Origin of the sequence: Mycobacterium sp. (assembly GCF_032159775.1) — a bacterium.
Taxonomy (GTDB): Bacteria; Actinomycetota; Actinomycetes; order Mycobacteriales; family Mycobacteriaceae; genus Mycobacterium.
On sequence record NZ_JAVHWK010000001.1, the window covers coordinates 26,730 to 47,628 of the forward strand.

The following is a 20,899-nucleotide window of genomic DNA, read 5'->3' on the forward strand; positions in this document are numbered from 1 at the left end:
CTAGCGGCTGGTTACGGATTGCTCCGCACCGTCGTGTCAGGGCGCGCGACGTTCGGCTTCTGCTGGATGTCGTTCAGCCAGTCGAGGTGATCGATGCCCTGCGACGGACCGGTGATGACGACGTCCACAGCGTTCGCTGGAACGGTCGCCTGAGCCGGCACAGCAAAGCCGAGCACGGCGGCGGCCAAACCGCTCGCGAGGAGTGTGGCAAACCCGAACTTCTTCATTTGGTGCCTTCTACTTTCTTCTGTGTGGGGTTCGAGCCTTGTGGGCTCGGACTCCGCGTTACCGGCTTTTGTGGGGTTCTCCCTGACCGGTATGCCTCTTTAAACGGGGAGGTCAAGGGTTTAATTCCACTGGCAGCAATTGGTCGACGGCTGGCAGGATCTCTGGGTCGCCGAGCACAGATCGGGCGCGGCGGATCTCAGTCGCCATGCCCATGTGCGGTGGATCACAGCTAAACTCACCGCCATGCCGTTCATTGATCACCCGAATGGTCGGGCCTACTACCGCCACTGGGCGGCGCGTCAGCCGCGCGCCCTCGTCGTCTTCCTGCACGGCTTCGGCGAACACACCGGCGTCTATCACCGGTACGGCTTCGCGCTGAATGCCGCCGGCATCGACCTGTGGGCGGTCGACCAGTTCGGCCATGGGCTCAGCCCGGGCGAACGCGGGGACTTCGGCTCCATCGCCGAGAGCTCGGATCTCGCCGACACCTTGACCGAGCTTGCCGAGGGCGAGCGTCCCGGGTTACCGCTGATCGCCGCAGGCCATTCGTTCGGCGCCGTGGTGACTCTGACACGGTTGCTCGACCAACCGGACCGCTACCGCGCAGGCGTCATCTCCGGCGCGCCGCTGGTGCCGCTACCCGAGATGCTCGACGCGGACAGCTCATTCGATCTCGACCCGCTTTGGCTCTCCAACGACCCGTTCTACCTCGACTCGCTCGAGAACGATCCTCTGGCGTTCGTTGACGCCGACGGCGCCCCACTGACGCGCGCACTCGACACCGCATGGGATCGGTTCGGCCGCGACCTGCCGGCCCTGACGGTGCCGACGCTGGCGGTGCACGGTGTCGCCGACCCGGTCGCACCGGTCGGCGCTGTGGCCGCCTACGCCGAACAGATAGAACCGTTGCAGCTCAAGGAGTTCGCCGGCGGGTACCACGACATACTGAACGACACGATGCACCGCGAGGTGGCCGACGAAATCATCGCCTTCATCGGGCAGATGGTTTAAAGCCAGGTGTCGTCGGTGGTGGCGGTGAGGAACGCCTCGAGGTCGTCGCGCCAGTGCGCGGGCATGTTCTTGTCCGGTTCGATCCCGGTGTACTGGCCGCGGTAGAACAACAGCGGCCGCGGCTTCTTGTGCGGCACGTCGGTGAGCGAATGCACAGCGCCGAAGACGACGAGATGGTCGCCCCCGTCATGCACCGAGTGCACGGTGCAGTCGATGTGTGCGAGCGTGCCCTTGATCACCGGCGATCCCAATTTCGATGGACCCCAGTCGATCCCGGCGAACTTGTCGGGCTCCCTGGAGCCGAATCGCGCCGAGACGTCCGTCTGCTTCTCGTGCAGAACGTTCACGCAGAAGTTGCCGGAGGCCTCGATGGCCTTCCACGACCGGGAGACCTTGGTCGGACAGAACAGCACCAGCGGCGGTTCCAGCGACAGCGCCGCGAACGACTGGCAGGCGAATCCGGTCGGCGCACCGTCGGCCATCGTGGTGATCACGGTGATGCCGGTGCAGAACTGGCCGAGCACATTGCGGAATGTGCGGGGGTCCATCGGTTCGGCGGACACGACTGCTAACGCTACTTGAACCCGATGCTGAAGTCGTGGCCCCACAGGCTGACGGCGGTGCTCTCCCGGGCCACCCAGTCGGGGTCGTCGACCTTGAGTCCCTCACAACCGAATTCGATGTCGAACCCGCCCGGTGTCTTCATGTAGAACGACAGCATCTTGTCGTTGACGTGCCTGCCCAGCGTCGCAGACATCGGCACCTTGCGGCGCAGTGCACGGTCGAGGCACAGCCCGACGTCGTCTGCCTCACCCACCTCCACCATCAGGTGCACGATGCCGCTCGGCGTTTCCCCCGGCATGAAGGCGAGGCTGTGGTGGCGCGGGTTGACGCCGAAGAACCGTAGCCACGCGGGTGCGCCGTCGGCGGCCCTGCCGACGAGCTGCGGTGGCAGCCGCATCGAGTCACGCAGGTAGAAGCCGAGCACGTCACGGTAGAAGTGCAGCGACTCTGCATCGTCGCGCGTGGTCAGCACAACGTGGCCGAGGCCCTGCTCTTCGGTGACGAACTTGTGCCCATACGGGCTGACGACGCGGCGGTGTTGCAGGGCGACGCCGTGGAACACCTCAAGGGTGTTGCCCGACGGGTCGTCGAATGTGATCATCTCGTCGACGCTACGGTCGGCGAGCTCAGCGGCAGAGGCCTCCTTGTACGGCGTGCCCTCGACGTCGAGCCGCTGGCGAATCTCCTGCAGGGCGGCGGCATTGGCCGTCTCCCAGCCGGACTGAAGCAACCGGTCGTTATCCCCCGGAACGATGACCAGGCGGGCCGGGAACTCGTCCATCCGGAGGTAGAGCGCGCCTTCGGTGGACCCGGAACCCTCGACCATGCCGAGAACCTTCAGGCCGTACTCCCGCCATGCGGCGATATCGGTGGCCTCGATCCGCAGGTAACCAAGAGATTTGATGCTCATTTCCCGCCCCCGAGAAAATCGGTCGTCAACTTGTTGAATTCGTCGAACTTCTCCAGCTGTGCCCAGTGTCCGCACTGCCCGAAGACGTGCAGCTGCACGCGGGGAATCTGTTTGAGCGCGACAAGCGCGCCGTCGAGCGGGTTCACCCGATCCTCCCTGCCCCAGATCAGCAGCACGGGCTGGCGAAGTTTGTACACCTCGCGCCACATCATGCCCAGTTCGAAGTCGGGTCCCGCGAACGACTTACCCATCGCCTTGGTCGCCGCCAGCGACTCCGGCTGGCTGGCGATGGCGAACCGTTCGTCGACGAGTTCGGGTGTGATGAGGTTCTGATCGAACACCATGATGCGCAGGAACTTCTCGATGTTCTCGCGGGTCGGGTCGACTGCGAACTTGCCGAGCAGCTTCACGCCCTCGGTGGGATCGGGGGCGAAGAGGTTGACCGACAGCCCGCCCGGACCCATCAGCACCAGCCTGCCCGCGCGCTTGGGGTTGTCGAGCGCGAACCGGACTGCGGTGCCGCCACCCAGCGAATTGCCCACCAGCGCAGCGCGTTCGATCTGCAGGTGATCGAACAGGTTCAGCACCGCGGTGGCGCTGTAGCGGTTGTACTGCTCGTGTTCGGTGTGTTTGTCCGAATGGCCGTATCCCGGTTGGTCGACGGCGAGGACGTGAAACTGCTTCGCCAGCTCGGGGATGTTCTTGCTGAAGTTCGACCAGCTCGATGCGCCGGGACCGCCGCCGTGCAGCAGCACGATCGTCTGCTCGTTACCGACGCCGGCTTCGTGATAATGCAGCCGCATGTCCTCGCGGACCTGCGCATACCGGGAGGTCGACTCGAAAGTGAGCTCTTGCTGTTGAGCGGCTTCGGCGGCGAACGACGTCATCAGACCATCGTGTCCTGGGGTGGCAGGCCGAACTCGTTGTTCCCGAAGATCAGGTAGGCGCGTTCTGGATCGTTGGCCGCGTGCACCCGGCCCGCGTGCGCGTCACGCCAGAACCGTTGCACGGGAGCGTCGTTGTTGAGTGCAGTGGCACCCGATGCCTCGAACAGCCGGTCGACGGAGGCGATCGCACGTCCGGTGGCACGAACCTGGTCGCGACGGGCACGGGCACGCAGCTCGAACGGGATCTCCTTGCCCTCCTTCAGGAGCGCGAATTCGTCGCCGACGTTGCCGATGAGCTGCCGCCATGCCGCATCGATGTCGCTGGCCGCCTCGGCGATGCGCACCTTGGCGAACGGGTCGTCCTTGGCCTTCTCGCCCGCGAACGCGGCACGAACGCGCTTGCCCTGGTGTTCGACGTGGGCGTCGTAAGCGCCGTAAGCCATGCCGACGATCGGGGCCGAAATGGTGGTGGGATGCACTGTGCCCCAAGGCATTTTGTACACCGGTGCAGTGTTGGTCTTCAACCCGCCGGCCGTGCGGTCGTTCATCGACTTGTACGAGAGGAACCGGTGCCGCGGGACGAAGACGTCCTTGACCACCAGCGTGTTGCTTCCGGTGCCCTTCAGGCCGACCACGTGCCACACGTCGTCGATGCGATAGTCGCTGCGCGGCATCAGGAAGCTGCCGAAGTCGACCGGCTTGCCGTCCTTGATCACCGGGCCGCCGACGAACGTCCACGTCGCGTGGTCGCAGCCGGACGACCAGTTCCACGAGCCGCTGACCAGGTATCCGCCGTCGACCACGTGACCCGCGCCCATCGGCGCATACGACGAGGAGACGCGCACGGTGGGATCGTCGCCCCACACCTCTTCCTGCGCATGCTGATCGAACAGCGCGAGGTGCCAGTTGTGCACGCCGACGATCGAGCTGACCCAGCCGGTGGAGCCGCATGCCGTCGCGATGCGACGCACCGCCTCGTAGAACAGGGTCGGATCGCACTGGAGGCCACCCCACTGTTCGGGCTGGAGCAGCTTGAAGAAGCCGATCTCGTCGAGTTCGGCGACCGTCTCGTCGGGCAGCCGCCGCAGGTCTTCGGTAGCCTGCGCCCGCTTGGCGATCAGCGGCAACAGATCGTCGATGCCGGCTAGGACCGACTGCACGTCACGCTGTTCAATGGACGTCACTGGTTTGCCTCCAACAGAGATCGGACCTGGCGATGGCGCTCGCGAAGTGGGGACCCCGCCCGAAGGGCAGGGGACAGATCGCTAGAGCAAGATTAGAACACGTTACGATTTGTGTCGAGCAGCGCATTCCTGCGGCAGCTAGACCTGCGGACATGCATTTCTGTAACCTGTTCTAGTTATCGGCCCCCGAGCCGGAGAAGGAAGGGCAACCGCGTGACAGACGAGCCGCTCGGTAGCCACGTGCTGGAGCTGCAGGTGGCCGACGTCGTCAAGGAGACCGACGACGCGCGCTCGCTGGTGTTCACCGTGCCCGAAGGCGCCGACATCCCGGCCGAAAAACTTCGCTATGCGCCGGGCCAGTTCCTCACGCTGCGGGTGCCGAGCGACCGCACCGGATGCGTGGCGCGGTGCTACTCGCTGTGCAGCTCACCGCACACCGGTGATCCGTTGACCGTCACCGTCAAGCGCACCGACGGCGGCTACGCGTCGCATTGGCTGTGCGACAACGCGCATGTGGGGATGCGGATCCACGCCTTGGCCCCGTCGGGCAACTTCGTGCCCAAGACGCTGGACACCGACTTCCTGCTTCTGGCGGCGGGCAGCGGCATCACGCCGATGATGTCGATCTGCAAGTCGGCGCTCGCCGAGGGCAGCGGCAAGGTGGTGATGATCTACGCCAACCGCGACGAGAATTCCGTCATCTTCGGCGGCGCCCTGCGCGAGCTGGCGGCGAAGTACCCCGACCGGCTGAGCGTCGTGCACTGGCTGGAATCGGTACAGGGGCTGCCCAGCGTCGCCGCGCTGTCCACGCTCGCGGCCCCGTATGCCGGGCACGACGCGTACATCTGCGGCCCTGGGCCGTTCATGGCGGCCGCGGAAGAGGCGATGAAGAGCGCGGGCGCCGACCGCATCCACATCGAGGTGTTCAAATCGCTCGAGTCCGACCCGTTCGCCGCGGTGGTGATCGAGGAGGACGACAGCGACGAGGGGCCCGCAACCGCGGTCGTCACCCTCGACGGAACCACGCACGAGGTGCGGTGGCCGCGCAACGCGAAGCTTCTCGACGTGCTCCTCGACACGGGCCTCGACGCCCCGTTCTCCTGTCGCGAGGGCCACTGCGGGGCCTGTGCGGTGTTGAAGAAGAGCGGCGACGTCGAGATGGAGGTCAATGATGTGCTCGAGCAACAGGATCTCGACGAGGGCCTGATCCTCGGTTGCCAGGCGCGTCCGCGGTCGGATTCGGTTGAAGTCACATACGACGAATAAGCGCGGGCTAACATTCGCCGCACCGGAGGGGAGCAGTCATGAAGCGGTTCGCAGCAACATGCGCCGCGGCCGCGCTGACGGCGGTGCTCGCGCAGCCCGCGTCGGCGATGGCCGCCACCAACACGGCCACCACCTCGATCGCCGTCGACCCGGCGACCTCGATCGAAATGCACGTCACCGCCAACTGCGTCTCGGCGGCGAACAGATGCTGGTTCAACACCGCCGCCAACCTGCTGACGCCCGACGGGCCAACCGGATTCCCCGGCGACACCTGGGCGCGTCAGACCATCACGCTGCGCAGCCTGGACCGCCAGGTGTGGCAGGAGGCCTCCTACAGCGCCCCTTCGGGCAATCCGCGCGAGGTCAAGGGCGCCAATCACGACAACGTTCTGTCGAAGATGTTCAAGGCGGTCACCAACGTCGAGATCTCGGTGACCTACTTCGGCGGCGGCCCGATCGAGCGCTTTCAAACCGACGGAGATTCGGTGCCCACCGACTGGGTGACCGGCCAGCCGAGAACGCAGGCCGGTTTCGTCGCTTGCTCGCAGATCCAGGTGGTGTACGGCGGCGTGAACCTGACCACGCCGAGCGCCTGCGCGCAGACCTCCTTCAGCTAGCGTGCGGCCGGCTGCAGTCGCGAGCGCACCGCCGCACGGGCGTACTCGAACACCGCCGGGTCGCCTTGAAGGGTGAATGTCGAAGCGGCGGACACCACCACCGCGTTGAGCTCGAAGGCGAGCTGAGCCGCATTGACGCCGGGCCCGAGTTCGCCGACGTCCATCGCCTTGTGGGCAAGCCGTTCCAGAAGCTCGATCCAGTCACGTTGCTGCGCGGCGACGGCGTCGCGCACCACGCCCTCTTGGGTGCCGACTTCGGCGGCCGCGACCGCGAAGAAGCATCCACCGGGGAACACCCGCCGCTCGATGTGAGACAGAAACGCATCGCAGGCGGCATACAGGCGGCGGATGCCCTGCGGCGCGGCGAGGGCGGGCACGAACACCTCGGCGACGAACGTCTCTCTCGCCGATCCGATCGTCGCCAACTGCAGGTCTTCCTTGGAACCGAAGTGGGCGTACAGGCCGCTGTTGCTCATCCCGATCGCTGAGGCGAGGCCGCCGATCGTCAGCCCGTCGAGTCCGTCGAGGGATGCAAGGCGGGCGGCCTCGGTGAGGATCGCCGCCCTCGTACGCTGCCCCTTCGGCCGCCGCTTCACCTGCTCAGCATAAAGGAACGACCGTGCTTTTTTGCTGTTCGGACTGGGTTTTGCCTAGCGCGGCAGGCCCAATAGCCGTTCGCCGGCCATCGTGAGCAGGATCTGCTCGGTGCCGCCGGCGATCGTCAGGCAGCGCACGTTGAGGAAGTCGTGCACGGGCTGGTTCTCGACCACACCGGCGCCCTCGGACAGATCCATCCGGAACTCCGACAGCGCCTGCCGATAGCGCACGCCGATCAGCTTGCGGGCGCTGGCCTGCGGCCCGGGATCGGCGCCGCCGACCGCCAGTTGCGCGATGCGCTGGTCCAACAACGAGCCGACCTGCGCGGCGACGATCAGCCGGCCGAGTCGGTCCTGCACCGTCGGGTCCAGCTCGAGAGTGGCGACAGTGCGCACCACCTCTTCCATCGGATTGCCGAGCGCAGTGCCGTGCGCCATCGCGACCCGTTCGTTGGCCAGGGTGGTGCGGGCGAGCCGCCAGCCGTCGTTGACCTCACCGACCACCATCTCGTCGGGCACGAACACCTCGTCGAAGAACACCTCGTTGAACAGATCTTCGCCGGTGATCTCCCGCAGCGGCCGGATGTCGATGCCCGGCGACGACATGTCGATCAGGAAGTACGTGATGCCCTTGTGCTTCGGGGCGTCGGGGTCGGTGCGCGCCAGGCACACACCGTACTGCGCCCAGTTCGCCCGCGACGTCCAGACCTTCTGCCCGGTGAGCTTCCAACCCCCTTCGGCGCGAACGGCTTTCATGCGCAGCGACGCGAGATCCGAGCCTGCACCCGGCTCGCTGAACAGCTGGCACCAGAACAGTTCGCCGCTCAGCGTCGGGGGCACGAACCGCTCGATCTGCTCGGTGCTGCCGTGCTCGAGGATCGTCGGAGCCGCCCACCAACCGATCACCAGATCGGGACGCTCGACGCCCGCAGCGGCCATCTCACGATCGATCAGCAGCTGCTCAGCGGGTGAGGCGGCTCTGCCGTAGGGCGGCGGCCAGTGCGGCGCCTGCAGCCCCGCCTCCGCCAGCGCGATCTGTCGCTTCTCCTCGGGCTGCGCTGCGACTTCGGCAACCGCGGCGGCGATTTCGGGTTGCATGTGCTCGACGGAGGCCAGGTCGATGTGCAGTTCGCGGCGGACGCCCTGCTGTGTGAGCGCGGCGACCCGGCGCAGCCAGCGTGACGCCCCACCGAGAAACTGCGAAATGCCGTATGCGCGCCGCAGGTACAGATGGGCGTCGTGCTCCCATGTGATGCCGATGCCGCCGAGTACCTGGATGCAGTCCTTGGCATTCGCCTTCGCGAACTCGATGCTTGCGGCGGCCGCGACGCCGGCGGCGATCGACAGCTGTGGATCGTCGGAGTCGTTGGCGGCGTGGGCCGCGTCACCCGCAGCCACCGCGACCTGCTCGGAGCGCAGCAGCATCTCCGCGCACATGTGCTTGATCGCCTGGAAGCTGCCGATCGGCTTGCCGAACTGCTCGCGAACCTTCGCGTATTCGGTCGCGGTCTGCAGTGTCCACCGTGCCAACCCGGCGGCCTCGGCGGCCTGCACTGTCGCGGCCAAGTCCTCGACGCGACGCCTCGAAACGGGCAGAACCTCGGCCGGAGCGTCGGCGAGCACGACTCGGGCCAGTGGACGGGAGAAGTCGGTGGGCGTCAGCGGTTCGACGGTGACCTCGTCGGCGGTGGCGTCGACGAGAAGGAAGTGATCGCCCGCAGGCAGCAGCAGCACCCCTCCGGCGTCGGCGCCCAGCACGAACTCGGCGGTGCCCGATGCCCGGCCACCGTCGCAATGCAACTCCGCGTTCAGCGCCAGGCCCGCGGTGCGCTCGCCGGACGCCAGTGCCTCGAGCAACTCTGCGTGCGAACTGGGCACCACCAGCGTGGCAACCGCGGTGGTGGCCACGGGACCCGGCACCAGCGCCGCAGCGGCCTCATCGACCATCGCGCACAGGTCGTCGACGGTGCCACCGGCTCCGCCGCATTCCTCGGGCAGCGCCACCCCGAAGATTCCCAGTTGGGCCAGGCCGGCGTATGCCGTCCGCCAGGCGTCGGGATCGCCCTGCTCGACATCGCGGGCGGCCTTGACGGCGTTCGACCCCGCTGCCCAACTACGGACCAGTTCACGCGCGGCAAACTGATCGTCGGTGGCGGTCGCTGACGCCTGCGACATTTTCGGACTCCTCAGCCATCGCGCGAGAAGAGCCAGCTTCTCACTAGAACGTGTTCTAATAGTGCCAGTGTTCGACCGTCAAGTCGAACGCCGTTACAGCAGCACACGTCGGTGCCGTACGGTCGCTGAGGTGAGAAAAATGGGATCGGCATGCGTATCGTTTCCACCGAGACCGCACGATTAAGGAGCGCTCGGAACTGATGTCGTCGCCAGCACAGTCCAACCCGTCCTCGGGGTCTGAATCGCGACCGCCTCAGGTGATGCCGGTATCCGTCCTCGCCGAATCCGAACTCGGCTCCGAGGCGCAGAGGGAACGCCGCAAGCGGATCCTCGACGCCACCCTCGCCATCGCTTCCAAAGGCGGCTATGAGGCCGTGCAGATGCGCGCCGTCGCCGAGCGTGCCGACGTCGCGGTCGGCACCCTTTACCGCTACTTCCCGTCGAAGGTGCACCTGCTGGTGTCGGCGCTGGGCCGCGAATTCGAACGCATCGACGCCAAGACCGACCGCGCGGCGCTCGCGGGCGGCACGCCCTATCAGCGGCTGAACCTGATGGTCGGCAAGCTGAACCGGGCGATGCAACGCAACCCCCTGCTGACCGAGGCGATGACAAGGGCCTTCGTCTTCGCCGACGCGTCGGCGGCCGGGGAGGTCGATCACGTCGGCAAGCTGATGGACTCGATGTTCGCGCGCGCCATGAGCGAGGGTGAGCCGACCGAGGACCAGTACCACATCGCGCGGGTCATCTCGGACGTCTGGCTGTCCAACCTGCTGGCCTGGCTGACCCGCCGGGCGTCGGCCACCGATGTGAGCAAGCGGCTCGACCTTGCGGTTCGGCTGCTCATCGGGGACGGGGAGCACCCTAAGATTTAGCGGGTGACACAGGAGTTGCCCGCCGAGCTGAAGCGCGCCCTCGCGACGGTCGCTCGGGTCCCCCGTGTCCTCATCGCCTGCGACTACGACGGCACCATGGCGCCGATCGTGGCCAATCCCGACGATGCACGCCCGCTCACCGAATCCGCCGCGGCGATGCGCGAGCTGGCGGCGCTGCCGTCGACCATTGCCGCACTGATCTCCGGGCGGGCGCTGCGCGACCTCGCCACCCTGTCCCGAATGCCCGCCGAGGTGCACCTCGTGGGTAGCCACGGTTCGGAGTTCGACACCGGTTTCGTGCACGCCATCGACGACGACGCAAAAGCCTTGCTGCGCAAGATCAAAGACGCTCTCGGCGCCATCGCCGCCGAGTATCCGGGCGTGGCGATCGAGATCAAGCCGGCCAGCATCGCACTCCACGTGCGCAACGCTGACCCGGCCGATGCGGACGAGGCGATGAAGAAGGCGAACGCCGCATCGCAGCAGTGGGACGCCCAGATCACATCGGGCAAAGCGGTTCTCGAGTTCGCGGTGATCCAGACCGACAAGGGCCAGGCCCTCGACATCCTGCGCCACCAGCAGGGCGCGTCCGCGGCGGTGTTCTTCGGCGACGACGTGACCGACGAGAAGGCCTTTCGCCGGCTGCATGGCCCGGATGTCGGGGTGAAGGTCGGCGACGGCGACACGCTGGCCGACTACCGGGTGGAGTCTCCGGAGGACGTCTCGCTCGCGCTGACCTTTCTTCTCGAGTGCCGCCGCACTTGGCTTCTCGGTGGGCATTCGACGCCCATCGAGCGGCTGACGATGTTGTCCAACAGCCGAACCGTCGCGCTGCTGACTCCCGAGGCCGACGTGGTGTGGATGTGCCATCCGCAGGCCGATTCGGCGGCGGTGTTCTCCAGGCTGCTCGGTGATGCGAACGCCGGCCATTACGAGATCGGCCCGCAGCGCGAGTCGCTGCCGTTGAGCCAGCGCTACGTCGACGGCACGATGACCGTCGAAACCCGTTGGGCCAGTCTGCTGGTGACCGACTATCTGTCTCACGATGTCGGCGCGGGCCGCACCGATCTGATCCGCGTGATCAGCGGACAGGCCAAGGCCGTGGTGTCGTTCGCGCCGCGGCCCGAGTTCGCCCAGGCGCCGGTGCACCTGCGCGTGCAGGACGGCGGCCTTCGCGTGTTCGCGACCAACGAGCCGATGGTGTTGCGTGCGCCAGGCGTCGAATGGGAGATCGTCGCGGACGGTGTCCACGAGACTGCCCGTGCGGTGGTGGACCCGTCGCAGGGCTCCGTCGTGCTCGAATTACGCTGCGGTACCGAGGATTTGTCCGAAAGCCCGGTCGACGATGATTCACGACGCGAGCGGGCCGAGAGCTATTGGCGGGACTGGGTGCAGACGCTGACACTGCCTGCACTGAACCAGCCGCTGATGAAGAGGTCGGCGCTGACGCTGCGCGGCCTCGTGCACGTCGACACCGGGGCGATCATGGCCGCGGCGACCTCGTCGCTGCCGGAGGAGATCGGCGGCGTCCGCAACTGGGACTACCGATACTGCTGGATCAGGGACGCCGCGATGACGGCGGCTTCGCTGGTTTCGTTGGGATCGACCGGCGAGGCCGAGGGATATCTGAATTGGCTGCACGCGGTGATCGAGACGATGCACGGGCCGGAGCGCCTCCACCCTCTTTACGCGCTCTCCGGCATGATCCTCGGACCGGAGGCGGTCATCGACTCGCTGCCCGGCTACGCGGGCTCGCGCCCGGTGCGGGTCGGCAATGCCGCGAACGCCCAGGTACAGCTTGATGTGTTCGGCCCGGTGGTTGCGCTGATATCCGATCTGGTGCACAAGCGGGTGGAGAGCGGGCGTGCCGACGCACTGACCGACGCAGACTGGAATCTGGTCAGCGAGATGGTGTTCGCCGTCGAGAGCCGTTGGGCCGAACCGGATCACGGCATCTGGGAGATCCGCGGGGCGCCCAGGCACCACGTCTACTCGAAGGTGATGTGCTGGCTGACCGTTGACCTGGCGCTGAGACTCGCCGAGGAGTTCGGACGCGACACACCTCCTGGCTGGGCAACCCTGCGCGATGTCATCTCCCAGCAGGTGCAGGACCGTGGCTGGAGCGACGAGGTGCAGTCCTACACCGCGGCCTATGACGGCACCGATCTGGACGCCGCGACCCTGCACATCGGCCTGTCCGGTCTCATTGACCCGTCCGACCCGAGGTTCGCGGCCACGGTCGTCGCCATCGAGGCACAATTGCGCAGTGGTGCAACCGTTTACCGGTATCGAAGTGATGACGGCCTACCGGGCACCGAAGGCGGTTTCCACCTGTGCGCCGCGTGGTTGGTCGAGGCATACCTGCTGACCGACCAGCGGTCGCAGGCTGAGGCGCTATTCGACCGCCTCGTCACCGCGGCGGGTCCGACCGGCCTGCTGTCCGAGGAGTACGACCCGGTCGCCGAACGCGCACTCGGTAACCATCCGCAGGCCTACAGCCATCTGGGACTGCTGCGCTGCGCGCAACTCCTCGGCGCCTGAGTCAGGAAGGCGGACCCGAGGTGCGGCCGCGGATCAACTCCGTTTCGAGCACGTCGATGGCCGGCAGACCCGATCGCGGTGGGTTGTGCAGAAGGTCGCCGGCACGGCGACCCTTGTCCATGCTGGGCTGCTTCACCGTCGTCAGTCCGCGCCGCACCGCGTCGGGCACCCCGTCAAAACCGGTCACCGTCATCTGACCCGGCACGTAGATTCCGCGTGCTCGCAGGTGGTCCATCGCCGAGACCGCCAGCACGTCCGCGGTACAGATCAATGCCGTGATGCCAGGGTTGGCCTCGAGGGCGACGTCCGCCGCGATCCCGCCCGAAGCCGGCTGGTGCTCATAGCTTTCCACCACCGTCAGCGATTCAGGATCGAGTCCCGCTTCGGTCATCGCGTCGTACACGCCGTCGATCCGCTCCCGTTGCACGTGGAAGTGCGGCGTCCGGAGCCGATCCGGATCGGCCACCACCGGCTTGCCGTCACCTGGCGGCCGCTCCCTGCCCAATCGCATCGTGAGCACGCCGATCTGCCGATGGCCAAGCTGCACAACGTGTTTCGCGAGCTCGGCCATGGCGGCGCGGTCGTCGATACAGACCCGGGACGTGTCGGGGACGTCCTTCGGCTGGTCGACGACCACCACGGGCAGATGGCGTTGGAGGACGACCTGCAGGTAGGGGTCGTCGTCGGACGTGGAGTAGACCACGAAGCCGTCGACACTTGCCGAAAGCACCGCTGCCGAACCGTCACTCACGCTTCGGTTCGGTCCGACCGCGACGAGCAGCAGGCCCTGGCCCGCCTCCTCGCAGGACTCGGCCAGCCCGGCGACGAAGTCCAGCGCGGCGGGATCGTTGAACGAGTAGTTCAGTGGTTCGGTCATCACCAGACCGACCGCGCCGGCTTTGCGTGTCCGCAGCGAGCGGGCCACCGGGTCCGGTCCCGGGTATCCGAGGCGCTTGGCCGTCGCGAGGACCCGGTCGCGTAGGTCGGCCGACAGCTGGTCGGGCCGGTTGTAGGCGTTCGAGATCGTGGTTCGGGAGACCTTCAGTTCGGCCGCGAGGGAAGCAAGCGTGGCCCGGCGCCGTGGCGTGGGGCTCCTGGACATGCCGGTGACGTTATCCGACGTATCGGTTCGCGCGGCGGCACCGGTTGCGATAAAGTTATTGGAAACGGTTTTCATTTGTATTAGGAGGCTTCGGTGGGCGAGACGGCGATCAGGCTCGCAGTCGGACTGACGGTGGCCGCACTCGCCGCCTCCGGATGCAGCCAGGATTCATCCCGGCATGACGACACCTCGGTCGATATCGTCGCCTCCACCGACGTGTGGGGCAGCGTCGCCAGTGCCGTTGCCGGAGAATATGCGTTGGTCAAGTCGATCGAATCGGGCGCCTCCGCCGACCCGCACTCGTTTGAAGCGAGTCCCGCCGACGTCGCGGAGATCTCCGACGCGTCACTGCTTGTCTACAACGGCGGCGGGTACGACCACTGGGTGGACGACGTGATCGCGGCCGACCCCGAGATCGACGCCGTCGACGCCTACTCACTGCGCGGGACGCCGGGTCGCGACAACGAACACGTCTTCTACAACCTGAGCGTCGCCAAGGCCGTCGCCGACGAGATCGCGAAGCACCTCGCGAAAATCGACTCGACGCATGCAGACGAATACCGCTCCAATGCAACACGATTCGGCAAGCAGGCCGATGACATCGCAACGTCGGAGCGAGCAATCGGCAAAGCTCACCCGTCGGGATCGGTCATCGCGACCGAGCCGGTGGCGTATTACCTGCTGCGCAACGCAGGTGTCACCGACCGCACCCCGGCCGGCTTCGCCAGCTCGGTGGAGGAGGGCGACGACCCCGCCCCCGCCGATGTCGCCGCCATGCTCGACCTGATCAGCAGCCACCAGGTGTCGGTGCTGCTGTTCAACCCGCAGACCGAGACGGCGGCCACCAAACAGATTGAGGACGCGGCGCACAGCGCGTCGCTACCCGTCGTCACGGTCACCGAGACGCTGCCGCCGGGCGTTGACTATCTGACGTGGCAGCGCGACACCGTCGACCAACTCGCCGCCCAGTTCGACAAAGCACCGCAGACGAATCGATAGCGCCTTGGTTGATGCTGCAGACGTCGTCGACCTGAGGGGCGGCCGCCTCGCGTTCGGCGACCGGGTGCTGTGGGACCACCTCGACCTCACGATCCGGGCGGGCGAGTTCATTGCGGTGCTGGGGCCGAACGGGACCGGCAAGACCTCACTGCTGAGGGTGCTCCTTGGTCAGCTGCTGCTGAGCGCGGGCATGGTCACAATCGCGGGAAAACCTGTCACCGAAGGCAGCGACCTGATCGGATACGTACCCCAACACCGGGCGCTTGATCGTGGCCTGACCCTGCGCGGCAGCGACCTCGTCGGGCTCGGGCTCGACGGTCACCGCTGGGGTGTGACAAGCCTGCGTCCCGCCGAACGGACCCGGCGCCGTGCCGCCGTCCAGACGGCGCTGCGGCAGGTGAACGCCGGCCGGCTTGCGGGTGTGCCCGTCGGGGTCATGTCAGGAGGCGAGCTGCAACGGGTACGGATCGCCCAAGCGCTCGCCAGCGATCCCGTGTTGCTGCTGTGCGATGAGCCGCTGCTCAATCTCGACCCGGCCAACGCGCGGCTGGTCTCCTCGCTCATCGATCAGCGCCGGCGGGACGCCGACACGGCCGTGTTGTTCGTCACGCATGAGGTGAATCCCGTTCTGCCGTATGTGGATCGGGTGATCTATCTGGTCGACGGGCGGTTCCGCGTCGGATCCGTCGACGAGGTGATGACGTCCGACACGCTGTCAGAGCTGTACCGCGCCGACATCCAAGTGGTGAAGGTGCACGGTCGCTACGTCGTCGTGGGCGAACACATCGACCATTCCGGCCATACCAGCGGGCACTCCCATGAATGATCGGCTCGCCGACCTGCTCGCGGACCTGTTCGCGTTCGACGTCACCGCCGACCTCCTGGGCCGCAGCTTCGTCCAGCAGGCACTGGTGGCGGCCGCGCTACTGGCGCTGGTCGCTGGTCTGATCGGGCCGTTCATCGTGATGCGCCAGATGTCCTTCGCCGTGCACGGATCCAGCGAATTATCTTTGACCGGAGCCGCTTTCGCGTTGCTGACCGGGCTGAACGTCGGTCTCGGCGCACTCGTCGGCAGTGCGCTCGCCGCCGTGCTCTTCGGCATCCTCGGCCAACGCGCCCGCGAGCGTGATTCCGCCATCGGCGTCGTGCTGGCATTCGGGCTGGGCCTCGCGGTGCTGTTCATTCACCTGTACCCGGGCCGTTCGGGTACCAGCTTCGCACTGCTCACCGGACAGATCGTCGGCGTCGGCTACTCGGGCCTGGCGCTGCTGGCGGTCGTCACCATCGTCGTCATCGTCGTGCTTGCCGTCTGTTACCGACCGCTGCTGTTCTCCACCGTGGACCCTGATGTGGCGGCGGCGCGCGGCGTGCCGGTCCGCGCGATGGGCATCGTGTTCGCCGCGCTGGTGGGCGTGGTGGCGGCGCAGGGCGTGCAGATCGTCGGCGCGCTGCTGGTGATGTCGCTGCTGATCACGCCTGCCGCAGCGGCCGCGCGGGTTTTCGTCTCCCCGGCCGCCACGATCGCCGCCTCGGTGGCGTTCGCCGAGCTATCGGCCGTTGGCGGCATTCTGCTGTCGCTGGCCCCCGGCGTACCCGTATCGGTGTTCGTCACGATCATCTCGTTCGCGATCTTCCTGCTGTGCTGGCTCGTCGGCAGCCGCCGCGCTGCCATGCACTAGCCCGTTTCGACGGGACGCGTCCCGTCCGAAGACCACTCCGACCACGAGCCGGGATACAGGGCAGCGTCGACGCCGAGCGTCGCGAGCGCCGCGACAACGACCGACGCGGTGACGCCGGAGCCGCAGTACGCGCCGACGCCGTCGATGTCGCCGAACAGCATCGCGAGGTCCTTCTCGTCGAGGAATGTCCCGTCGTTGGCAAGAAAGCCCGTGCTCGGCGCGTTGCACGCGCCGGGGATGTGTCCGGCAACCGGATCGATCGGCTCGACGTGGCCGAGGAACCGCTCTGGCGCCCGCGCATCGAGCAGCGTGTCGGCGGCCGTCACCGTGTCAGCGGTCAGGGTGGGAAGTGCGCCGGCGTAGAGGTCATCGTGGCCGACCGTGACGTCGCCGGGTTCGGGCGTCACCGGTCCACACTCGAGTTCGCCGGCCCAGGCCGCCAATCCGCCGTCCAGGATGCGGACGTTCTGGATACCCGCTGCGGTCAACACCCACCAGGCGCGCGACGAGCCCGCCCTGTTCCAGTCGTCGTAGACGACGACGGGCACGCCCGTGCGCAATCCCCACCGGCGCCCGGCGCCCTCCAGTGCGCGGCCCGAGGGCAGCGGATGGCGTCCGCGCCCTTCGACCGAGTGATCGCTGAGCTCGTCTTCCAGCGATACGTACACCGCCCCCGGCAGGTGGCCGCGTTCATAGGCGGCGCGCCCGTCGGGCTCGGTCAGCCGCCACCTCACATCCAGAATCGTCACCGGGTCACCGGCAGCCAGTAGGTCGGCCAGTTCGGTTGCGGTGATCAACACCTCGTCACGACGTCGTCGGTCCACGTATGCAGCCTGCCATCTAGGCTTGCGACATGGCCTCAGTCGACCTCAACGCCGATCTCGGGGAGAGCTTCGGCACGTGGCAGCTCGGCGACGACGACGCGATGCTTGGCCTGGTCACCAGCGCCAACGTCGCATGCGGATTCCACGCGGGCGACCCAACCACCCTGCGCCACAGCTGCGAGGAAGCCGCCAAGCAGAGCGTTCGGATCGGCGCCCAGGTCGGCTACCGCGACCTTGCCGGGTTCGGTAGGCGCTTCATCGATGTCACACAGGTCGATCTCACCGCCGACGTGATCTACCAGATTGGCGCACTGCAGGCACTCGCGCACGTGGCCGAATCATCGGTCAGCTACGTCAAACCCCATGGCGCGCTGTACAACACGATCGTCAACAACCACGACCAGGCCCGCGCCGTTGCCGAGGCGGTCCACGCTGTCGACCCGAATCTCCCCGTGCTCGGGCTGGCAGGGTCCGTGTTCTTCGCAGAAGCCGAGCGCCTCGGCCTTCGCACGGTGCCCGAGGCGTTCGCCGACCGGTCCTACCGGCCCGACGGGCAGCTGGTATCCAGGCGGGAACGCAACGCCGTGTTGCACGACCCGGCAGAGATCGCCGACCGGGTGGCGTCCATGGTGCAGTCCGGGCGGGTCGTCGCCGTTGACGGATCGACAATCGCCATCACTGTCGAATCCGTATGCGTACACGGTGATTCGCCGGGAGCCGTGCAGATCGCCACGGCGGTGCGGGACCGGCTGGCGAGCGACGGCGTCGAACTGGCGGCGTTCGTCTGATGCGACTCAAGGCGGGTCGACCGGATCTGGCTGACTACGCGCGGTATTTCGACGCGCCGGATGCGAATGCGGACGCCCCGCTGACGGTGACGTGGGCCGGAGTCACCACGCTCCTTGTCGACGACGGCTCGTCGGCACTGATGACCGACGGCTTCTTCTCCCGCCCGGGGCTGGCCGCCGTCGGTCTGGGTCAGATCGCTCCGTCGGCCGCACGCATCGATGGCAGCCTCGAGCGGCTGGGGGTGCACGGCCTGGAAGCTGTGCTGCCCGTACACACCCATTTCGACCACGCGATGGACTCGGCTGTCGTCGCACAGCGCACCGGTGCACGGATCGTGGGCGGCGAGTCGGCGGCCCAGGTCGGCCTCGGCGGCGGCCTCCCGCAGGACCGCGTCGTCGTCGCAACCCCTGGCGAGGCCATCACCCTCGGCGATTATGACGTCACACTTGTCGAGGCGGAACACTGTCCGCCCGACCGTTTTCCGGGTGTGATCACCGCTCCTGTCACCCCGCCGGTGAAGACATCGGCCTATAAGTGTGGCGAGGCCTGGTCGACGCTGGTGCACCATCGGCCGTCGAATCGACGGCTGCTGGTCATCGGCAGCGCAGGCTTCGTCCCGGGCGCCCTCGCCGGGTACCGGGCCGAAGCGGTGTATCTGGGCGTCGGGCAGTTGGGTATGCAGCCCGAGCGGTACCTCGTCGACTACTGGATCGAGACGGTGCGGACCGTCGGCGCGCGCCGCGTCGTGCTGATCCACTGGGACGACTTCTTCCGGCCGCTGACCAAGCCGCTGCGCGCACTCCCCTACGCCGCAGACGACCTTGACGTCTCGATGCGGGTTCTGACCGCGCTCGCCGACGACGACGGCATTCCCCTGCATCTGCCGACGCTCTGGCAGCGCTCCGACCCGTGGAGCTGACGCTCGCGCTGGTCGCGCTGGCGGTCGTGCTGGCGTTCGCAATGGTCAAGCCGCGAGGCTGGCCGGAGGCCGTCGCCGCGGTGCCTGCGGCTGCGCTTCTGATCGCCTTCCATGTTGTCCCACTGCGGGATGCGGTGCACGAAGTCGAGCAACTGCTCCCCGTGGTCGGATTCCTCGCGGCGGTGCTTGTGCTGGCACAACTGTGCGACGACGAGGGCCTGTTCCGGGCGGCGGGTGCGGCAATGGCCAGGTCGGCCGATGGCAATTCCCGGCGGCTGCTGGCACGGGTGTTCGTCATCGGAGCCGTGACGACCGCCGTGCTGAGCCTGGACGCCACGGTCGTGCTGCTCACTCCCGTGGTGCTCGCCACGACGCGCGCGCTGCGGGTGCCCGCACGGCCGCACGCATATGCCACCGCGCATCTGGCCAACACCGCGTCGCTGTTGCTGCCGGTGTCCAACCTGACCAACCTGCTCGCGTTCACCGCCGCGGGCCTGTCGTTCCTCCACTTCACCGCGGTGATGGCGCCGTCGTGGTTGGCCGCAGTCGCCGTCGAATTCCTTTTGCTGCGTTGGCTTTTCGCACGCGACCTGGCCGTGAAACCGCACCCCGAGCCTGCGACGGATCCGGTGCGGGTACCGGTATTCGTGCTGGTGGTGCTGTGCCTGACGTTGGTCGGGTTCGCCGTCGCGTCGCTGCTCGGTTTCTCGCCTGCGTGGGCTGCGCTCGCCGGTGCCGTAGTCCTCGGCGTGCGTGCGCTTGCCCGGCGCGAGACATCCTTGCGCCGAATAGCTTCCGCGGCCGACGTGCCGTTCCTGGTGTTCGTGTTGTGCCTCGGCGTTGTCGTGGATGGACTCATGCTGCACGGGCTCGAATCCGCGATGCACGGCGTACTGCCGAGTGGCGACACGTTGCTCGCGCTGCTCGGCATTGCGGCCGTCGCCGCGGTGTTGTCCAACATCGTCAACAACCTGCCCGCGGTTCTCGTGCTGCTGCCGCTGGTGACCGCATCGGGTCCGGCCGCGGTGCTGGCGATGCTGCTCGGCGTCAACATCGGGCCGAACCTGACCTACGTCGGCTCGCTAGCGAACCTGCTGTGGCGAAGCGTCGTCCGTCGGGACATCCCCGCGGGCTTCCGCGAGTTCAGCCGAGTCGGGTTGATCACGACGCCACTCACGCTAGTCGTTGCCGTGCTGGGGCTGTGGGTGGGCGCCCGACTGTTCGGCGTTTAACTCGCTGGACGCCGGGCTGGTGGACGCAACGTTCACCACGGCGTGCGTCCGGTTGACGAGTGCTCGAAAGCCTGGAGATCTCGTGGTCACTTCCGCTTTCCAAGGCGCTGCCGTTGTCACCCGGGGGCACCTGGATACGTTTCTAGCAAATGACCAACCCCGGCGACAAATATGTGGTTATCGTGCTGGCACCCGGAAGAACGGGGCAGCAACACCGAAAAGGGAAAAAAGGGGGGTCAATCATGACCCGAAAAAGATTGCCGTTCGTATGAAGATTCCGGCGGTCCTCGCAGCGGTGTCAGGCATAGCAGCGGTCGGGCTGCTCGCCGCACCCATCGCGAGCGCCGAACCGCAGCCCAACCAACAATGTCCCCAGGGACAATTCCCCACGACAGATGGGACAGGATGCGCGGGCGTCCCGGATCCTACCCAGTACGGCTGTCCGCCCGGCGATTTTGAATGCATGTTCAATTCCGTGGCTCCGCGCTGAGGTGTGATCCGCGA

The 20,899-nt window shown here is 67.0% G+C and carries 20 protein-coding genes; 11 read left to right on the plus strand and 9 right to left on the minus strand.

From position 1 onward, the window contains the following. Positions 1-11: 11 nt before the first annotated feature. Positions 12-227 carry a hypothetical protein gene (locus QOJ24_RS00150; RefSeq protein WP_526257909.1) on the minus strand — a complete coding sequence of 72 codons (216 nt, stop codon included), beginning with the start codon at positions 225-227 and terminating at the stop codon, positions 12-14. Between the two features lie 244 nt (positions 228-471). Between QOJ24_RS00150 and QOJ24_RS00155 the strand changes: the two genes are divergently transcribed. Then, entirely contained in the window at positions 472-1,239 is a 768-nt protein-coding gene (locus QOJ24_RS00155) for an alpha/beta hydrolase (protein ID WP_526257911.1), read from the plus strand. Here the strand turns inward: QOJ24_RS00155 and hsaB are convergent. From hsaB to hsaA, 4 genes are read right to left on the minus strand one after another with little or no spacing between them, the layout of a single operon-like run. Continuing rightward, positions 1,236-1,787 carry a 3-hydroxy-9,10-secoandrosta-1,3,5(10)-triene-9,17-dione monooxygenase reductase subunit gene (gene hsaB / locus QOJ24_RS00160; protein ID WP_526257951.1) on the minus strand — a complete coding sequence of 184 codons (552 nt, stop codon included), beginning with the start codon at positions 1,785-1,787 and terminating at the stop codon, positions 1,236-1,238. The genes QOJ24_RS00155 and hsaB overlap by 4 nt on opposite strands. Positions 1,788-1,813: 26 nt before the next feature. Then, complete coding sequence (hsaC, locus tag QOJ24_RS00165; RefSeq protein WP_526257913.1) at positions 1,814-2,713, minus strand: iron-dependent extradiol dioxygenase HsaC; 900 nt, start codon at positions 2,711-2,713, stop codon at positions 1,814-1,816. Next, entirely contained in the window at positions 2,710-3,600 is an 891-nt protein-coding gene (gene hsaD, locus QOJ24_RS00170; RefSeq protein WP_526257915.1) for a 4,5:9,10-diseco-3-hydroxy-5,9,17-trioxoandrosta-1(10),2-diene-4-oate hydrolase, read from the minus strand. The genes hsaC and hsaD overlap by 4 nt, the downstream gene beginning before the upstream one ends. Beyond that, a complete protein-coding gene (hsaA, locus tag QOJ24_RS00175) occupies positions 3,600-4,784 on the minus strand; it encodes a 3-hydroxy-9,10-secoandrosta-1,3,5(10)-triene-9,17-dione monooxygenase oxygenase subunit (protein WP_526257917.1) in 1,185 nt (394 codons plus the stop codon). Before hsaA ends, hsaD begins: the two co-directional genes overlap by 1 nt. A 213-nt stretch (positions 4,785-4,997) precedes the next feature. Here hsaA and QOJ24_RS00180 point away from each other — a divergent pair, with 213 nt between their 5' ends. Next, positions 4,998-6,050, plus strand: coding sequence for a 2Fe-2S iron-sulfur cluster-binding protein (locus tag QOJ24_RS00180; RefSeq protein ID WP_526257919.1), 1,053 nt, complete (start codon positions 4,998-5,000; stop codon positions 6,048-6,050). A gap of 38 nt (positions 6,051-6,088) precedes the next feature. Further along, on the plus strand, positions 6,089-6,667 hold the full coding sequence (locus QOJ24_RS00185) for a hypothetical protein (RefSeq protein WP_526257921.1): 579 nt from the start codon (positions 6,089-6,091) through the stop codon (positions 6,665-6,667). Here the strand turns inward: QOJ24_RS00185 and QOJ24_RS00190 are convergent. After that, the gene (locus QOJ24_RS00190; protein WP_526257923.1) at positions 6,664-7,263 is read right to left on the minus strand and encodes a TetR/AcrR family transcriptional regulator; all 600 of its coding nucleotides are present in this window, start codon (positions 7,261-7,263) and stop codon (positions 6,664-6,666) included. The genes QOJ24_RS00185 and QOJ24_RS00190 overlap by 4 nt on opposite strands. Positions 7,264-7,317: 54 nt before the next feature. Next, a complete protein-coding gene (locus QOJ24_RS00195) occupies positions 7,318-9,438 on the minus strand; it encodes an acyl-CoA dehydrogenase family protein (protein ID WP_526257924.1) in 2,121 nt (706 codons plus the stop codon). 260 nt (positions 9,439-9,698) lie between these two features. Between QOJ24_RS00195 and kstR the strand changes: the two genes are divergently transcribed. Both kstR and otsB read left to right on the plus strand, forming a co-directional pair. Continuing rightward, positions 9,699-10,310: a cholesterol catabolism transcriptional regulator KstR gene (gene kstR / locus QOJ24_RS00200; protein WP_526257926.1), complete on the plus strand. Its 612-nt coding sequence runs from the start codon at positions 9,699-9,701 to the stop codon at positions 10,308-10,310. 3 nt (positions 10,311-10,313) lie between these two features. Next, a complete protein-coding gene (otsB, locus tag QOJ24_RS00205; protein ID WP_526257928.1) occupies positions 10,314-12,851 on the plus strand; it encodes a trehalose-phosphatase in 2,538 nt (845 codons plus the stop codon). A 1-nt stretch (position 12,852) separates the two neighbouring features. Here the strand turns inward: otsB and QOJ24_RS00210 are convergent, their stop codons facing one another. Further along, entirely contained in the window at positions 12,853-13,953 is a 1,101-nt protein-coding gene (locus tag QOJ24_RS00210; protein WP_526257930.1) for an Rv3575c family transcriptional regulator, read from the minus strand. Positions 13,954-14,046: 93 nt separating this feature from the next. Between QOJ24_RS00210 and QOJ24_RS00215 the strand changes: the two genes are divergently transcribed. The 3 genes from QOJ24_RS00215 to QOJ24_RS00225 are packed head-to-tail and all read left to right on the plus strand — an operon-like array spanning position 14,047 to position 16,631. Next, the gene (locus tag QOJ24_RS00215) at positions 14,047-14,952 is read left to right on the plus strand and encodes a metal ABC transporter solute-binding protein, Zn/Mn family (RefSeq protein WP_526257932.1); all 906 of its coding nucleotides are present in this window, start codon (positions 14,047-14,049) and stop codon (positions 14,950-14,952) included. Between the two features lie 4 nt (positions 14,953-14,956). Continuing rightward, the gene (locus QOJ24_RS00220) at positions 14,957-15,778 is read left to right on the plus strand and encodes a metal ABC transporter ATP-binding protein (protein WP_526257934.1); all 822 of its coding nucleotides are present in this window, start codon (positions 14,957-14,959) and stop codon (positions 15,776-15,778) included. Next, on the plus strand, positions 15,771-16,631 hold the full coding sequence (locus tag QOJ24_RS00225; protein ID WP_526257936.1) for a metal ABC transporter permease: 861 nt from the start codon (positions 15,771-15,773) through the stop codon (positions 16,629-16,631). Before QOJ24_RS00220 ends, QOJ24_RS00225 begins: the two co-directional genes overlap by 8 nt. Here the strand turns inward: QOJ24_RS00225 and QOJ24_RS00230 are convergent. Then, positions 16,628-17,455 carry a sulfurtransferase gene (locus tag QOJ24_RS00230; RefSeq protein WP_526257938.1) on the minus strand — a complete coding sequence of 276 codons (828 nt, stop codon included), beginning with the start codon at positions 17,453-17,455 and terminating at the stop codon, positions 16,628-16,630. The two genes, QOJ24_RS00225 and QOJ24_RS00230, sit on opposite strands and share 4 nt — an antisense overlap. A 29-nt stretch (positions 17,456-17,484) precedes the next feature. Here QOJ24_RS00230 and QOJ24_RS00235 point away from each other — a divergent pair, with 29 nt between their 5' ends. From QOJ24_RS00235 to QOJ24_RS00245, 3 genes are read left to right on the plus strand one after another with little or no spacing between them, the layout of a single operon-like run. After that, positions 17,485-18,243 carry a LamB/YcsF family protein gene (locus tag QOJ24_RS00235; RefSeq protein WP_526257939.1) on the plus strand — a complete coding sequence of 253 codons (759 nt, stop codon included), beginning with the start codon at positions 17,485-17,487 and terminating at the stop codon, positions 18,241-18,243. After that, complete coding sequence (locus tag QOJ24_RS00240) at positions 18,243-19,163, plus strand: MBL fold metallo-hydrolase (protein WP_526257941.1); 921 nt, start codon at positions 18,243-18,245, stop codon at positions 19,161-19,163. The genes QOJ24_RS00235 and QOJ24_RS00240 overlap by 1 nt, the downstream gene beginning before the upstream one ends. Beyond that, the gene (locus tag QOJ24_RS00245; RefSeq protein ID WP_526257943.1) at positions 19,154-20,395 is read left to right on the plus strand and encodes an SLC13 family permease; all 1,242 of its coding nucleotides are present in this window, start codon (positions 19,154-19,156) and stop codon (positions 20,393-20,395) included. The genes QOJ24_RS00240 and QOJ24_RS00245 overlap by 10 nt, the downstream gene beginning before the upstream one ends. The last annotated feature ends 504 nt before the right edge of the window (positions 20,396-20,899 follow it).